11 protein-coding genes are annotated in these 16,172 nt (G+C 56.8%); 9 read left to right on the top strand and 2 right to left on the bottom strand.

Annotation, left to right across the window (positions count from 1 at the left end; all coding sequences use genetic code 11):
* Nucleotides 1–42 precede the first annotated feature (42 nt).
* Both pgi and glgB read right to left on the bottom strand, forming a co-directional pair.
* Entirely contained in the window at nt 43–1,686 is a 1,644-nt protein-coding gene (pgi, locus tag NMK_RS02920) for a glucose-6-phosphate isomerase (protein ID WP_109014257.1), read from the bottom strand.
* An 8-nt stretch (nt 1,687–1,694) separates the two neighbouring features.
* Complete coding sequence (glgB, locus tag NMK_RS02925) at nt 1,695–3,872, bottom strand: 1,4-alpha-glucan branching protein GlgB (RefSeq protein WP_109014258.1); 2,178 nt, start codon at nt 3,870–3,872, stop codon at nt 1,695–1,697.
* A 152-nt stretch (nt 3,873–4,024) separates the two neighbouring features.
* Between glgB and glgC the strand changes: the two genes are divergently transcribed.
* From glgC to NMK_RS02970, 9 genes are all read left to right on the top strand, one after another.
* Entirely contained in the window at nt 4,025–5,317 is a 1,293-nt protein-coding gene (gene glgC, locus NMK_RS02930) for a glucose-1-phosphate adenylyltransferase (protein WP_109014259.1), read from the top strand.
* A gap of 83 nt (nt 5,318–5,400) precedes the next feature.
* Entirely contained in the window at nt 5,401–7,158 is a 1,758-nt protein-coding gene (locus NMK_RS02935) for a glycoside hydrolase family 57 protein (RefSeq protein WP_109014260.1), read from the top strand.
* Between the two features lie 10 nt (nt 7,159–7,168).
* Complete coding sequence (locus NMK_RS02940) at nt 7,169–9,178, top strand: alpha-amylase/4-alpha-glucanotransferase domain-containing protein (protein WP_109014393.1); 2,010 nt, start codon at nt 7,169–7,171, stop codon at nt 9,176–9,178.
* Nucleotides 9,179–9,194: 16 nt separating this feature from the next.
* Complete coding sequence (locus tag NMK_RS02945) at nt 9,195–10,172, top strand: ROK family protein (RefSeq protein WP_109014261.1); 978 nt, start codon at nt 9,195–9,197, stop codon at nt 10,170–10,172.
* A 212-nt stretch (nt 10,173–10,384) separates the two neighbouring features.
* Nucleotides 10,385–10,843: a chemotaxis protein CheW gene (locus tag NMK_RS02950; RefSeq protein ID WP_109014262.1), complete on the top strand. Its 459-nt coding sequence runs from the start codon at nt 10,385–10,387 to the stop codon at nt 10,841–10,843.
* Nucleotides 10,844–10,850: 7 nt separating this feature from the next.
* Entirely contained in the window at nt 10,851–12,194 is a 1,344-nt protein-coding gene (locus tag NMK_RS02955; RefSeq protein WP_181376149.1) for a CheR family methyltransferase, read from the top strand.
* On the top strand, nt 12,191–12,733 hold the full coding sequence (locus tag NMK_RS02960; RefSeq protein ID WP_109014264.1) for a chemotaxis protein CheW: 543 nt from the start codon (nt 12,191–12,193) through the stop codon (nt 12,731–12,733). Before NMK_RS02955 ends, NMK_RS02960 begins: the two co-directional genes overlap by 4 nt.
* Before the next feature lie 62 nt (nt 12,734–12,795).
* Complete coding sequence (locus tag NMK_RS02965) at nt 12,796–14,523, top strand: methyl-accepting chemotaxis protein (RefSeq protein WP_109014265.1); 1,728 nt, start codon at nt 12,796–12,798, stop codon at nt 14,521–14,523.
* A gap of 13 nt (nt 14,524–14,536) precedes the next feature.
* Entirely contained in the window at nt 14,537–16,171 is a 1,635-nt protein-coding gene (locus NMK_RS02970) for a methyl-accepting chemotaxis protein (protein ID WP_109014266.1), read from the top strand.
* Nucleotide 16,172: the final 1 nt, after the last annotated feature.

A 16,172-nucleotide genomic window follows, 5' to 3' on the forward strand; every position in this document is an offset into this window, starting at 1 on the left:
AAAAAGGCCGGGAAATCCCGGCCTTTTTTGTTCGTGTGTCTCTTACAAACAGTGTTGCTTATAGTGATTGATCAAGCCGTTGGTCGAGGCGTCGTGAGCTGTTGCCGGTGTCTTGTCGAACAGCTTGGGCAGCATGGCATTGGCCAATTGCTTGCCTAGTTCCACACCCCATTGGTCGAACGAATTAATGTTCCAGATAACGCCCTGTACGAAAATCTTGTGTTCGTAGAGCGCGATCAGCGAGCCCAGCGTTCTCGGCGTGAGCTTTTCGAACATGATGGAGTTGGTCGGGCGATTGCCTTCGAACACCTTGTGCGGCAGCAGCGTTTCCAATTCCGCACCGCTCAAGCCGGCAGCTTCGAGTTCTGTACGAGCCTGCTCCTTGGTCTTGCCGATCATCAAGGCCTGGGTTTGAGCGAAGAAGTTGGATAGCAGGATCTTGTGATGGTCGCCGATTGGGTAGTGTGTTTGCATCGGAATGATGAAATCGCAGGGCACCAGGCGCGTACCTTGGTGGATCAACTGATAAAACGCGTGCTGGCCGTTGGTGCCGGGCTCACCCCAGATAATCGGACCGGTGTCGTAATCGACACGGAAACCATCGCGGTCGACGAACTTACCATTGCTTTCCATATCGCCTTGCTGGAAATAAGCAGCAAAGCGGCACAGCGATTGATCGTAGGGCAGGATGGCGTGGGTTTGTGCGTTGAAGAAGTTGCTGTACCAAACGCCTAGCAGACCGAGGACGACGGGCAGGTTTTTCTCAAGCGGGGCGGAACGGAAATGCTCGTCCATGTCGAACGCGCCTTGCTGCAATTCCTCGAAGTTGTCCATACCCACGTGCAGGGCAATGGAAAGACCAATGGCAGACCACAATGAATAACGGCCGCCCACCCAGTCCCAAAACTCGAACATGTTGGCAGTATCGATGCCGAACTTCGCTACTTCTGTTGCATTGGTGGACAACGCGACGAAATGCTTGGCGATATGGCTTTCATCCTGCGCAGCCTTGAGGAACCAGGCACGTGCCGATTTGGCATTGGTCAGGGTTTCCTGGGTGGTGAAAGTCTTGGAGGCCACGATGAACAGCGTGGTTTCCGGGTTACACTTTTCCAGGATGTTGGCGAGCTGCGCGCCATCGATATTCGATACGAAATGCGCGAGCAAGTCGGGCCGACTATAGGGGCGGAGCGCGCTGCACACCATAAAGGGACCGAGGTCGGAGCCGCCGATACCGATATTCACCACATCGGTGATTTTCTTGCCGGTATAGCCCTTCCATTCACCGCTGCGGACTCGTTCGGTAAAGCTGCGCATCTGTGCCAAGACGCGCCGGACTTCCGGCATCACATCCTTGCCGTCGACCAGTACCGGCCGGTCGGATTTGTTACGCAGGGCGGTATGCAGTACCGCACGGCTTTCGGTGAAATTGATTTTTTCCCCGGAAAACATGCGATCTCGCCATGATTCGACCTTGCGGTCGCGAGCGAGGGCGAACAATTTTGACAAGGTCTGCTCGGTGATACGGTTCTTGGAATAGTCGAGAAGAATGTCGTTGAACTGCAGGGAGAATTTGTCGAACCGGGCCGGGTCGGCCGCGAACAGGTCGCGCATATGCAGCGGCGCAATCTCTTGCTGATGCGACAGCAATGCTTGCCATGCTGGCGATTGGGTCAGTTGTGACATAAATTAGGTTATTGATTATGTTTAATAATAATGCCTGCTAACGGCGGCACTGTGACAACGAGCGATTGTGGAAATCCCATCCACGCGGTCGGTTCTGCTTCCAGCCCCGAACCGTTGCCGGTATTACTTCCTCCGAAAATACCGGCGTTGCTGTTGAAAATTTCGCAGTATTTTCCACTATCTGGCGCGCCAATGCGATACCCCCGGCGCTCAACAGGCGTGAAATTCAAAATAATGATGACGTAACTGCCGTCCCGGGCTCGCCTTAAATAGCTAACGATGGACTGGTCGGCATCGTGGCAGTCGATCCAGGCAAAGCCTTCCGGCTGAAAATCGAGTTCGTGCAACGCTTTGGTGTTCTTGTACAGGTGTCCCAAGTCGCGCGACAGGTTTTGTATCCCTTTATGCCACTCGGTGTCTAGCAGGCTCCAATCCAGTGAACCGCCCACAGCCCATTCACGGCCTTGTCCGAATTCGTTACCCATGAAGTTGAGTTTCTTGCCCGGATAAGTCATCTGGTAGGTCAGCAACAGGCGCAGGTTGGCGAATTTCTGCCATGCATCGCCAGGCATTTTATCAAGTAACGAACGTTTGCCATGCACAACCTCGTCATGCGAAAACGGCAGCACGAAGTTTTCGCTATAGGCATACAACTGGCCGAAGGTGAGCTGGTTATGGTTGTAACGGCGATACACGGGGTCTTGCTTAATGTACGACAGCGTATCGTTCATCCAGCCCATGTTCCATTTCATCGAGAAGCCCAAGCCGCCGAGATAAACCGGTCTGGAGATCATGGGCCACGCGGTCGATTCCTCGGCAATGGTCAAGGCGCCCGGGAATTCCTCGTGCGCCATCATGTTGAGTTCTTTCATGAACTGGATAGCGTCCAGATTCTCTCGCCCGCCGAACTTGTTGGGCAGCCATTCGCCGTGCTTGCGCGAATAATCCAGGTACAGCATGGAAGCCACGGCATCGACGCGCAGGCCGTCGATGTGGAATTCATTGAGCCAGTAATGCGCGTTGGCTACCAGGAAATTGCGGACTTCATTGCGGCCGTAGTTGAAGATATACGTGCCCCAATCCTGGTGTTCGCCCAGGCGAGGGTCTTCGTGTTCGTAGAGTGCTGTGCCGTCGAAACGCGCCAGCGCCCAGCTGTCTTTGGGGAAATGCGCCGGTACCCAGTCGAGAATGACTCCGATACCTGCTTGGTGGCAGGTGTCGATAAAGTAGCGGAAATCGTCCGGTGTGCCGAAGCGGCTGGTCACGCCGTAGTAACCGGTGGTCTGGTAGCCCCAGGATTCGTCCAACGGATGCTCGCTGACCGGCATGAGTTCGACGTGGGTGTAGCCCATGTCTTTGACGTAGGGTACCAAGGTGTCTGCCAGCTCTCGAAAGTGCAAAAAGCTGTTGTTGGCGCCGCGGTGCCAGGAGCCGGCATGGATTTCGTAGATGTTGAACGGCGCATGCAGCCAATCGGACTTGGCACGGTCCTGCATCCAGCCTTGGTCGTTCCAGGTGTAGGTGTCAGGCGCAGTGATGCGTGAAGCCGTGCCCGGACGCATTTCGAAGCTTGCACCGTAGGGGTCTGTCTTGACCAGGATGTGTCCGGTTTGGCGATTGCGTATCTCGAACTTGTATAGATGCCCGGCTTCTAACCCAGGGATGAAAATTTCCCAGACGCCGCTGGAACCGTGAGCGCGCATCGGATTGACGCGGCCATCCCAGCGGTTGAAGTCGCCGATGACGCTGACGCGTTCCGCATTGGGCGCCCACACGGCGAAACGCGTACCGCGCACTCCGCAGTGTTCGACGATATGCGCACCCAGCATGCGATAAGCCTGACGCAACTTGCCTTCATTGAAGAGGTAAAGGTCGTGCTCCGACAGCATGGGAGGAAAGGTGTAGACATCCCAGGCTTGGTGTAGCTTGCCGTCTTGTTCCCAGCGCAACGGTGTGGGAGTGGGCAGGGATGCGCCCTTCCAGAGGTAGAGACCGTCAGGATGGCTGCGGGGGATTTCTTCCCATGCTTCGCCGATTTTCACCCAAACCCGGCCAGCGTGGGGTAGGAACGTCCGCAACACGGCTTGACCGTGATCCTGATGCAACCCCAGCCAGGCGAATGGATTGTGGTGCCGGGCTTCCAGGATCAGGTTCAGTTGCGGATCGTGCTTTGTTTTTGTTGCCATTGATTAGGCCCAAGTGAAAAGGTTGAAAGCCGGTTTCCGGGTGTTGGTTTTATCTTTTCAACCTGTCTATAATGGCTGCAAGCGCGCCGCTACAAGGCTTGCGGACTAGCGCCATGCGTTCAAACGCAAACTATAAATCAGGAGAGGTAAAAATGCAGCAGGAATCGAAGCCAGATTCGACTTCAACGCGCTTTGTCAGTGCCCTCACCAAAAACACCGTGGCATTGATTCTTGCCGGAGGCAGAGGTTCTCGTCTCAAAGCCTTGACCGATTGGCGTGCCAAGCCCGCCGTCCCTTTCGGCGGAAAATTCCGCATCATCGATTTTCCGCTTTCCAACTGCATGAACTCCGGTATCCGCCGCATCGGCGTGGTGACGCAGTACAAGGCCCACAGCCTGATTCAGCACATCCAGCGCGGCTGGGGCTTCCTGCGGGGCGAGTTCAACGAGTTCGTGGAATTGCTGCCGGCACAGCAGCGCGTCGAGGAAGAGTGGTACAAGGGTACGGCCGATGCCGTGTTCCAGAATCTCGACATCCTGCGGGTCATGGGGCCGGAATATGTCCTCATCCTCGCCGGCGACCACATCTACAAGATGGACTACGGCCAGATGCTGGCGGTGCACGTGCGCAACAAGGCCGACATGACGGTGGCTTGCATCAACGTGCCGATCGAAGAAGCCAAGTCATTCGGCGTGATGGGCGTGGACGAGAACGATCGCATCATCCAGTTCCGCGAAAAGCCGTCCGACCCCGATCCCATCCCCGGCGATCCGACGCAAGCCATGGCGAGCATGGGCATCTACGTCTTCAATGCCGCGTTCCTCTATGAACAGTTGATCCGCGATGCCGACGATCCGAATTCGACGCACGATTTCGGTCACGACATTATTCCTTACCTGATCAAGAAATACCGCGTGTTCGCGCATCGGTTCTCTGATAGCGCGGTCAACAGCCAGGACGACAAGTACTACTGGCGAGATGTTGGAACCATTGATGCCTATTGGGAAGCCAACATGGAGCTGACCAAGGTGGTGCCTGACCTCAACATGTATGACCGCGAATGGCCGATCTGGACCTATCAGGAACAGTTGCCGCCCGCCAAGTTCGTGTTCGATGAGGAAGATCGTCGAGGCAAGGCGGTCGATGCACTGGTTTCGGGCGGATGCATCATCAGCGGCTCCTGCGTGAAGCGTTCTCTGCTGTTTTCGGATGTGCGCGTTAACAGCTATAGCCTGATCGAAGACTCTGTCATCCTGCCCAAGGTCGATATCGGCCGCTATGTGACGATCAAGCGTGCGGTGATCGACAAAGGTTGCAAGATCCCGGACGGCATGCAGATCGGCGTCAACCCGGATGAAGACCGCAAGCGTTTCTATGTTTCTGAAAAGGGCATCACACTGGTGACCCCCGACATGCTGGGGCAAAGCATCCACCAGGCAAGGTAATTGCTAAGTTAACGTCGCGTCGATCGAGCACGCGGCGTTAACTTTTATTTTTCGGCAGTACCCGGCATCTCAGCGTGAAATCTATGTCCCAACCCCGCAAGCTTTATCTCTGCCTCTACTGGCACATGCACCAGCCGGATTACCGCGATTTCATGAGCGGCGAGTTCGTGTTGCCGTGGACTTATTTGCACGCCATGAAGGACTACACCGACATGGCGTACCACTTCGAGAAGAATCCGGACGCCAAGGGCTGCTTCAATTTCGTGCCCGTGCTGCTGGACCAACTCGAGGATTACGTGCTCCAGTTCAAGTCCGGGAACATGCGCGATCCCTTGCTGGCGCTATTGAAGCTGCCTGACCACAACACGGTCACGCCGGAACAGCGCAAGCTGATTTTGGATAGCTGCTTCCGCTGCAATCACGCCACTATGTTGACGCCGTTTCCGCATTTCAATCGGTTGTTCAACATCTATCGCACGTTGCAGCATGAGAACGAAGATGTCTTCGCCTATCTATCCGGGCAGTACCTCGCCGATTTGCTGGTGTGGTATCACCTGTCGTGGATCGGTGAAAGCATTCGGCGTACTTCGGAACTGGTGGCACGGCTCATGGCCAAGGGTTACGACTACACCCCTCAAGAGCGTTACGCCTTGTTCGACCTCATCGGCGAGATCATGACCGGATTGATTGGGCGCTATCGCAAGTTGGTCGAAAACGGCCAGATCGAGATTTCGACCACGCCGCATTACCATCCCATCCTGCCGTTGTTGCTGGATTTCAACAGTGCGCGGGAAGCCGCTTCCGACATGCCCTTGCCAGAATCCACACGGTATCCGGGAGGATTGACGCGTTCAAAACGCCATATTGAATCGGCTATTTCCTCGCACCGCGAACGTTTCGGTCAGGCGCCCAAAGGGGTTTGGCCAGCCGAAGGCGGCGTGTCTCAAGCTGCGCTCATGCTACTTGCGAAACAAGGTTTCCAATGGGGAGCGACAGGCGAGGGCGTACTGGCCAACAGCCTCCGTCATGCCTATGGTGACCAGGCTTTATCGCCCGATAAATATCACTTGTACAAGCCTTATCGCGTTTCCGACGGGCAGAACGCCTTGACCATGTTCTTCCGCGACGACCGACTATCAGACAAGATCGGATTTGAATATTCCAAGTGGTACGGCCGCGATGCGGTCAACGATTTTGTACATGAGCTGGAACAGATATTGCATCGGCATCCCGAGGGATCATCGCCGGTTGTCAGCATCATTCTCGACGGAGAAAACGCCTGGGAGTACTACCCCTATAACGGCTACTATTTCTTGAGCGAGCTATACGATGCCGTTGCTGCACATACCGATATCGAGATGGCGACGTTCAGCGAAATCACGCAAATGGTGACGCCCGCCGCCAGCCAGGGTACGGCAACAGCCATGATGCATGTGCCTGAAATTGTCAGTGAAAACCTGCCTGGCGTTGTCGCCGGCAGTTGGGTCTACGGCACTTTCAGCACGTGGATCGGCGATCCAGCCAAAAACCGGGCGTGGGATTTGCTATGCGAAGCCAAGCAAAGCTTCGACCGGGTAATGGCAGACGGCTTGCTCAATGAAGAAGAAAAACATGCGGCCGAACAACAGTTGGCAGATTGCGAAGGTTCGGATTGGTTCTGGTGGTTTGGCGACTATAACCCGTCGCACAGCGTGGCCAGTTTCGACCTGCTTTTCCGGCGCAATTTGTCCAACCTTTATCGTTTATTGAAACTTCCCATTCCCGCTGCGCTAGGCAAGGTGATCAGCGCGGGCGGAGGCAATGCGGAAGCCGGCGGCACGATGCGTCGCGGGCAAGAATAAAAGGGCTACCATGACCATATCCGTTGCCTTGCTTCTAGGCGTCCATGCCCACCAGCCGGTGGGCAATTTCAAACACGTGCTGGACGACGCCCACATGCGTTGTTACGGCCCTTTCCTGCGTGTGCTGTACAAGTACCCAGATTTCCATTTCTCACTGCACAGCAGCGGCTGGCTGCTGGATTACCTGCTCCAGCATTACCCGCAAGACCTGCAATTGCTGAAAGAAATGGTGGCGCGCGGCCAGGCGGAGTTGTTCGGCGCCGGATATACAGAACCTGTTTTGGCAGCGATTCCCTCTCGCGACCGCGTAGGCCAGATCAAGATGCTTTCCGGTTACCTGAAGAAACATTTTGGCCAAGCGCCGAGCGGCGCCTGGCTCACCGAGCGCGTATGGGAATCCACCGTGGTGCCGGCGCTGGCTGATGCCGGGGTCAAGTATGTCACCGTGGATGACTACCACTTCATGTGCACCGGCAAGCAGGATGGCGAACTGAACGGTTTCTATACGACAGAGGAAGATGGCCGCAAGCTCGATCTCTACCCGATTTCCGAGCCTCTCCGCTACAGAGTGCCGTTCGCTCCGGCGAATGAGGTGGTGAGCTACCTGGAGAGTATGGCGGACGAGAGCGGGCAGGCCGCCGCCGTCTATTTCGACGATATCGAAAAATTCGGCATCTGGCCGGAAACCTATCACTGGGTGTACGAACGCGGTTGGCTCAAGGATTTCATCGAGGGTGTGCTGGCATCGGACATCATCAAGCCCATGCGTTATTGTGACTACCACGCGAAGGCTCGCACCAAGGGGGTGGTGTACCTGCCCACGGCCTCCTACAGCGAAATGAACGAGTGGACGCTGCCGGTGCCGGCTGCGCATCACTACGCCGACATGGTGGACCGCGAGAAGCGGGAAGGGCGTTGGGAAGTCAGCAAGCCTTTCGTGCGCGGCGGTATCTGGCGCAACTTTTTCATGCGCTTTCCTGAGTCCAACTGGATGCACAAGCGCATGCTGTCCTTGTCGCAGCGTTATCACGCCTTGCCTGATGCCAAGAAGACGCCGGCAATGCTCGACCAGTTGTACGAGGCGCAAGCCAACGATGCCTACTGGCACGGTTTGTTCGGCGGTCTTTATCTGCCTCACCTGCGCCGGGCGGTCTATAACGCCATCGTGGCGCTGGAAGGCATGCTGGATAAAGTTGATCCGCGTCCGGAAAAAATCTCGGTCGATCTTGACCTGGATGGACAGGATGAAATCTTCCTGCACAACGCCGATCTCCAGGCAGTGGTGCGCATGGACGGCACGGCGGCCATTTGCGAATTCGACGCCTATCGCCTCAGGCACAACTTCGGCGATACGCTGATGCGTCAGACCGAGCATTACCACCGCAAGGTCGACGCCGGCAACGACCACCAGCATCAGGGCGAAGGGATCGCCAATCCGCACGAGCGGGTCAGCTTCAAGCATGTCATCGGTGCCGAGGATTTGGCCACCGATAACCATCCCAAGGCCTTATTCATCGATAAATGGCGCGAGCACGATAGTGCGGCCGATACCGTACAGTTGTGCTATCAGCCGGTTGCAACGCGCAAGCCTGGCCTGGCATTCAAGTCGGAGTTGGACGAAATCGCCGTCGGCAAGAAGATCGCTCTCAAGGACAACAGTTTGTTCGTGGATTACGATTTCGGGCGCAACGCTCAGGGTTTGTTCACGGTCGAAATCAATCTCGCCATGCCGAGTTGCGATGGCCCAGCGGGCAGATTCCGATTGGGTGAGGACATCATCGGCGGCTTCGGTCAAGCGCAGCACATCAACGACCTCACCCATATCTGGCTAGACGATGAAGTGCTGGGCGGCAAGCTCGCGCTCTCTTGCAGCCAGCCGGCCGCTTTCCAGTCGTGGCCGCATTTCAGCGTGTCGCAGTCGGAGGCCGGCTTCGAGAAAATCATGCAGGCCGTGACGGTGGTGCTGACCTGGGATATTTCGGAGTTTTCGGCATTGAGAATCGCCCTGGAAGTGTTCTAAGGAACTGTTCTAAAGCATGCTGGCTGAATTCAACCTGGAAAATATTCTAAGTCGCGACGATGCCCATGTCGTGGGCATCGATGTTGGTGGCACCAATTTGCGCGTCGGTGTCGTCAACGGTTCCGGCCTGGCTTGGGAACACCGCGTGCAGGCCGATTTTTCCAGGATGTGTCGTGAGCTGCCAGCCGAGCAAGCCTTGGTGGCCATCATCGAGGCACTGGCCACTGGCATCCGCATGGCGCTCGACCAGTATCCGCAGGTGAATGCGGTCGGCATCGGTTTCCCAGGATTTATCGATCCGACGACCCAGCAAGTCGCGCAGTCGCCCAACCTGCCTGGATTGCTGAACGTCGACATCAGCGGCCCTTTGTCTCAAATGTTCGGCCTGCCGGTCATTGTCGAGAACGATGCTTTGGCTGCGGCCTACGGCGAATATGTGTTGGGCGGTTTGGATGTACGCAGCTTGGTATACCTAGGACTTGGAACTGGTGTCGGCGGCGGTTTCATCCTCGACGGCAAGCCGTTTCCCGGCTTCCACGGCGTCGCAATGGAAGTCGGTCATATCATCGTCGAGCCAGACGGTCGCCAATGCGGCTGCGGCAATCGCGGCTGTCTGGAACAATACGCCTCGGCAAGCGGCGTGGTGCTGAGCTACCGTGAGTTGTCGGGACGGCATGAGGGCGATGCGGCGTTCGTCGCGCGTCAGGCCGAGTTAGGTGACGCCCATGCTCTCGCGGCTTACCGTCGTGCGGCAGAAGCACTGGCTCAGGGCTTGGCGAGCATTCTCAAGGTGTTGGATGCCCAGCATGTGGTGATCGGCGGCGGCATGAGCCTGGCATGGAGCCTTATGCAGGAAGCCTTCCATACTCGACTTCAGCAGGATCTCATCCCGGTGTTACGTCAGCGCGTTTCTGTCGGCATCAGCCAGGGCGGCGATCACGCAGGCATTCTTGGCGCAGCATTGTTGGGCCATGCTGCCAAACTACGCAGCTAGCTTTCTTCCTTCTCTTCTGATTTTCTTCACTTTCTTCGCCACAAAAGCTGAGTTTCGTTGTCTACCTATCAAATCTGATAGGTCTGCTCCGTAATCAAAGTTGTCACAATTCAATAGCATCATGGGGTAATGACTGTCATGTCGCACTGAATCTTGCCGGGGGAGGATTTCAGTTCGGCTGATACACATTCAAGAGAGGCTTGAGCCGGCGCATGCTTCTGACGTTCAAGATCGATGACTGGACCTGTGGAATTGATATAGACGCGGTAGAAAAAACCTACCGCGCAGCCGCACTTACTTCCTTGCCTGATCCCCCTCATGCGGTACTGGGTATCCTCGATATCCGCGGCGCGGTTCTTCCCGTTGTCAGCTTGAGGCGTCGATTCTCTCTCCCTGATAAGGCTTTGTCGCCCACCGATTGTTTTATCGTAGCTCGCACGCCTCAACGGCCAGTGGTCTTGGTCGCTGACGCGTTGGGAGAGGTCTTTGCTCCTGATGCCGCTGCACTCCATCCAGCCGAACACCTGATGCCTGCTCTGGCCTATCTCACCGGCGTTGTAAGCACAAGGCAGGGGCTGATCCTGATCCAGGACCTGGAAAAGCTGTTGTCACTGGAGGAGACGGCTCAACTCGATCTGGCCATGCGTGACTATGAACATGATGCAATATGAACTTGGCATGGATATGAACACGGATTGCCACGATCTTGGCCTCATCGACGCATTGCGGCACCAGCTGGCATTGCATCTTGGATTACACTTTTCGTCCGAACGCATCCCCGATTTGCAGCGAGGCATCGAAAAGCTGGCGCTGGCCCAAGGTTATGAACGCGATGAGGATTTCTTGCTTAAGTTGCTTTCCTCGCCACTCGACAAGCCACGCATCCAGCAACTAGCCACCCATCTCACCATCGGCGAAACCTATTTTTTCCGCGAGCCGGGGCTGTTCGATCTGCTGCGTCATGAACTCTTGCCATTCATCATGACGCAGCGGCGCAGTGAACGTCGCATCCGTCTGTGGAGCATGGGCTGCTCGACAGGGGAGGAGGCGTACTCCCTCGCTATCCTGCTCGATCAAATACTACCTCCGACTGAGGCTTGGGATGCCTTGGTCCTCGGCATGGACGTTAATCCGCAGGCCTTGGAAAAAGCCGAGACGGGCGTATACGGTGCCTGGTCGTTCCGCAATCCACCTCCGGGATTGCGCGAATACTATTTCGATCGGCGCCAGGAGGGTGATTTCTCAATCCATAAGCACATTCGCGAGCGGGTTCGGTTTTCCTATTTTAATCTCGCCGACCGTGCAGCACCCTTGCTGCATGGTGCCGCCGACCTGATCCTGTGTCGCAATGTGCTGATGTATTTCACGCCGGAGGCGGCGCATGATGCCGGGCGTCGACTGGCCCATGCGCTTAAGGACGATGGTTATCTGCTGGCGACGCCGGCAGAAGCGTCGCTGATTTCCGGGTATGGTCTCGATCCCCTGCAAATGCGGGGGCAGGTGGTCCACCGCAAGTCTGATCATGAGTTTGATGTCGTCCACAAGGGCATGGATGTGCCGCAACCTCTTCATGTCGTTACACATCGACTCAAGCGGCGGCCAGGCCGTGACATTGATCCGGATGAATCCCACCGAACAATCGTCGAGCTTGCCAACCAGGGCCGGGTGAATGAAGCCTTGATCCATTGTCGACGTCTGGTCGATAGCGCGCCCAGTAACCCTGAATGGCATTACCTGCTCGCCACGCTGTTACTGGAACAGGGCCAGCCCGCTGCTGCCGTTGCAGCACTGGAACATCTCCTTCAACTCGATTCCGCCTTTGTCATGGCCCACGTCATGTTGGGGCGGCTCTATCGGCAGGAATTGGACCATGCTTCGTCAGTGCGCCATTTACGGGCAGCGCTTGAACAATTGCAACAGATTGAACCGGACATCGTGCCTGTCGGCTCGGACGGCTTGACCGCCTTGCGGCTCAAACACATGGTGGAAAGTTTTCTTTCAACGGCGGAAGCATCCTCATGAGCGAAGCCTTTGATGAGTCATTGACGGACTTGGAGAGAAATCAGCGAATTCTCGAACAACGTGCCCGAGCGCTGGCACAACCGTTGACTCACCAGGATGAAACACCGGCTGTTTTGTATCTCATGTTCCGCCTGGCGTTTGAGACATTCGGGATCGAAAGCCGGTTCGTAAGAGAGGTCGTCCCGCTCAAGGCATTGACCCCGCTGCCCTGCGTACCTGCATTCGTCGCCGGCCTCATGAATGTGCGCGGGCAAGTATTGTCGGTAATCGATCTCAGGCAATACTTGGGCTTGCCTGAGGGTGGCTTGTCCGATCTGAACAAGGTCATCGTACTGAGTCACGACGAAATGGAGTTCGGCGTGCTGGCCGATGCGGTGCTTGAGACAGATGCAGCCCGTGAATTGCAGCCGCCGCTTGCCGCGCCTTCGGGATTGCGGCAGGAGTATTTCCTGGGCATTACGCGAGACGGCGTGTTGCTGCTGGATGGCCAGAAATTACTTTGTGATGGACGCATCGTCGTAAACCAGGGAATGGAATGAGCGCTGAATAATGGGCGTGGATAGCGCTGCTTGCCAAGGAAGTGAACAACGGGAGAACAACCTTGAAAATATCGATCGGGGTCAAGCTGTGGATGGGTTTCATGTCCATATTGCTCGTGCTGGTGGTGGTCGGTAATACCTCGTACCACAGCACGATAAAACTGACTGAGGCGGCGCATTGGCGGGAGCATACCTATAGTGTGCTCGCGCAGCTCGATCAGCTGCTGGTAAAGCTCCAGGATGCGGAGACCGGCCAGCGCGGCTATGTCATCACCGGCGATGAGCAATATCTCGGACCGTACCGCGCCGCTTTGCCTGAGATCGATCGTATCCAGCAAACGTTGCGCCGCCTTACGACGGATAACCCCGTGCAGCAGCAGCGTCTGGACAAACTGGGGCCGTTGGTCGCCCAGAAGCTGGGGGTGGTCAAGGCGACGGTCGAATTGCGACGCGACAAAGGGTTTACCGCGGCCCGCGACCGCATGTTGGCCGGAGACGGCCGGGCTGTCATGGACGATGTTCGCGCGTTGCTGAACGAAATGGCCAACACCGAGAACGAATTGCTCGGCGTGCGCACCGTAGAGGCCGATAAGAGCGCACGCAATGCCTTGCTTTGGGTGATCTACGGCACTGTTGTGGCAGGCATGATCGTCTTCGGTGCGGCCTATCTGCTTTCACGCCATATTGCACAACCGCTCAAGAATGCTACCTTGGTCGCCGAACATATCGCATCAGGCGACCTGTCGATGGATGTTGAACTAGCGGACCGAAGCGACGAGATCGGTTCGCTCATGCAAGCCAATCAGCACATGCTCAAATCACTTCGGCAAATGGCGCAAACTGCGCAGTCGATTGCGCAGGGCGATTTGACCCAACCGGTGCATGTCCAATCTGAAAAAGACCAATTGGGCCATGCCTTCGCCGCAATGAACGAACATCTACGCCGGCTGACGCAGGAGATTCGCGAAGGCTTGAACGTCCTGACGTCTTCGTCTTCCGAAATCATGGCAACCACTGCCCAAGTCGCATCTGGCGCCGCGGAAACTGCCACGGCAGTCAGCCAAACCACGACCACGGTCGAGGAAGTCAAGCAGACTGTGCTGGTATCCAGCCAGAAAGCCCACCAGGTATCGGAGGAAGCACAACGCACCACCGAGGTTTCACGCTCAGGGCGACAGGCCGTAGAAGATGTCGTGGACGGCATGAGCCGCATCCGCGAGCAGACCACGGCAACTGCCGAGAGCATCGCCCGATTGAGCGAACAAAGCCTCGCCATCGGCGAGATGATCGCCCTTGTCAACGACTTGGCGGAGCAATCCAACGTACTGGCCGTCAATGCTGCCATCGAAGCCTCGAAAGCGGGCGAGTACGGCAAGGGATTCTCCGTCGTGGCGCAGGAAATCAAGAGCCTCGCGGAGCAGTCCAAACAAGCGGCAAGCCAGGTGAGGGCCATGCTGGGTGATATTCAGAAAGCAACCGGGGCGGCGGTCAAGGCGACAGAGATCAACGCTCGCGTGGTGGAAGACGGCTCGCGTCAATCGGTAGAGGCAGGTCATGCCATACATGCCCTGGAGGACAGTATTACGCAATCAGCCCAGGCCGCGATGCAGATTGCCGCATCCAGCCAACAGCAATTGGTGGGCATGGATCAAGTCGCCCAGGCCATGAACAATATTCGCCGGGCGAGTGCCCAGAATCTCGCCGGCACGCGACAGGCCGAAGCAGCGGCCCAGGGACTGCACGAACTGGGGATTCGATTGAAGCAGCTAGTCGAGCGCTACAGGGTTTAACCCGGGAGGGCATATGAACCGCATCAAGCATTGGTTTCGGACCGATATTTTCGGGCATGGCCGCGAGCGGGCGTTGTTCCGGCAAATCGTCGAATCGTCGCCTAATGCCATCGTGCTGGCCGGGCGAGACGGCCGAATTACCCTCGTCAACGCCCAGACCGAGAAGATGTTCCGCTATCCACGCGAGGAATTGATCGGCCAACCAGTGGAAGTCTTGGTGCCGGTGCGATTCAGGGCAGCGCATCCCGCGCACCGCATGGCTTTTTTCGGCAATCCCAGCGTCCGATCCATGGGGGCGGGGCGTGACTTGTTCGGGCTGCGGCGAGACGGCACGGAGTTTCCCGTGGAAATCGGGCTCAATCCCATAGCCGACGACCCCGAAGGCCGCGTGCTGGCAAGCATCATCGATATTACCGAGCGCAAACGCGCCGAGGAGCGATTCCGTCGTGTGGTCGAAGCCGCGCCTAATGCAATCATCGTGGTGGGGCGCGATGGGCGCATGCTGATGGTGAATGCCCAAGCCGAAAAACTGTTCGGTTTTGCGCGTGAAGAGATGGTTGGGCAATCCGTCGATATCCTGGTCCCGCAGCGGTTCAGGAGCATGCACGGGGGGTATCGGGCATCTTATTTCGCGCATCCCAGCGACCGTCCCATGGGTGCAGGGCGAGACTTGTTCGGGCTGCGCCGGGACGGCAGTGAGTTTCCTGTAGAAATCGGGCTCAATGCCATCCAGGGCGATGACGATACCTTGGTGCTGGTCAGTATTATCGACATTACCGAGCGCAAGCGGGCTGAACAAGGGCTGCGCGAATTGATGCAGGAAATGCAGGCCATGGTGGATGTGCTGTCTTCTTCCACCAACGACATCTTGACGGCAGTCAGTCAGCTGACGGCAACCTCGGTAGAAACGGCTACTGCTGTTAATCAGACGACCTCGACGGTGGAGGAGGTCAAGCAGACCGCTATCCTGGCTGCTAACAAGGCGCGTCAGGTTTCCGATACCGCTAACCAGTCGTCGGAAATCTCCCAGCACGGGCGCGAGGCAGTCCTTGAATCCATCGACTCTATGCAGCGCATCCACGCTCAAATGATATCCATCGCCCAGAGCACGGCCCGCTTGCTGGAGCATGGACAATCTATCGCCGACATCATCAATACCGTGAACGATCTCGCCGAGCAGTCCAACGTGCTTGCGGTCAATGCCGCCATCGAGGCCGCCAAGGCTGGCGAGCACGGCAAGGGGTTTTCCGTCGTGGCGCAGGAAATCAAGAGCCTGGCCGAACAATCCAAGGCGGCTACTACGCAGGTACGACAGATTTTGCGCGAGAACCAGAATGCCACCCAGGCGGCCGTTGCCGCAACAGAGCAGGGCAGCCGTGCTGTGGAGTCCGGCATGGCGTTGTCGCGTCAGGCCGGTGATGCCATTACCCACCTCTCATCCAGCATCGAACAAGCTACGGAGGCGGCGACGCAAATCGCGGTATCGGCACAGCAGCAGTTGGTAGGGATCGATCAGGCGGTCATGGCCATCCGCAGTATCGGCGATGCCAGCACGCAGAATGTCGATAGCACGCGTCAAACCGAGCGTGTAGCCCATCAATTGCACGAGCTCGGCCTCAAGCTCAAGCGCTTGGTCGAGCAGGCTTGAA

Source organism: Novimethylophilus kurashikiensis (assembly GCF_003112435.1).
In the GTDB taxonomy this organism is placed as follows: domain Bacteria; phylum Pseudomonadota; class Gammaproteobacteria; order Burkholderiales; family Methylophilaceae; genus Novimethylophilus; species Novimethylophilus kurashikiensis.

What these genes read in the sequence shown, in the direction of transcription:
- pgi (WP_109014257.1), bottom strand. Translation starts at nt 1,686, where the DNA reads ATGTCACAACTGACCCAATCGCCAGCATGGCAAGCATTGCTGTCGCAT.
- glgB (WP_109014258.1), bottom strand. Translation starts at nt 3,872, where the DNA reads ATGGCAACAAAAACAAAGCACGATCCGCAACTGAACCTGATCCTGGAA.
- glgC (WP_109014259.1), top strand. Translation starts at nt 4,025, where the DNA reads ATGCAGCAGGAATCGAAGCCAGATTCGACTTCAACGCGCTTTGTCAGT.
- NMK_RS02935 (WP_109014260.1), top strand. Translation starts at nt 5,401, where the DNA reads ATGTCCCAACCCCGCAAGCTTTATCTCTGCCTCTACTGGCACATGCAC.
- NMK_RS02940 (WP_109014393.1), top strand. Translation starts at nt 7,169, where the DNA reads ATGACCATATCCGTTGCCTTGCTTCTAGGCGTCCATGCCCACCAGCCG.
- NMK_RS02945 (WP_109014261.1), top strand. Translation starts at nt 9,195, where the DNA reads ATGCTGGCTGAATTCAACCTGGAAAATATTCTAAGTCGCGACGATGCC.
- NMK_RS02950 (WP_109014262.1), top strand. Translation starts at nt 10,385, where the DNA reads ATGCTTCTGACGTTCAAGATCGATGACTGGACCTGTGGAATTGATATA.
- NMK_RS02955 (WP_181376149.1), top strand. Translation starts at nt 10,851, where the DNA reads ATGGATATGAACACGGATTGCCACGATCTTGGCCTCATCGACGCATTG.
- NMK_RS02960 (WP_109014264.1), top strand. Translation starts at nt 12,191, where the DNA reads ATGAGCGAAGCCTTTGATGAGTCATTGACGGACTTGGAGAGAAATCAG.
- NMK_RS02970 (WP_109014266.1), top strand. Translation starts at nt 14,537, where the DNA reads ATGAACCGCATCAAGCATTGGTTTCGGACCGATATTTTCGGGCATGGC.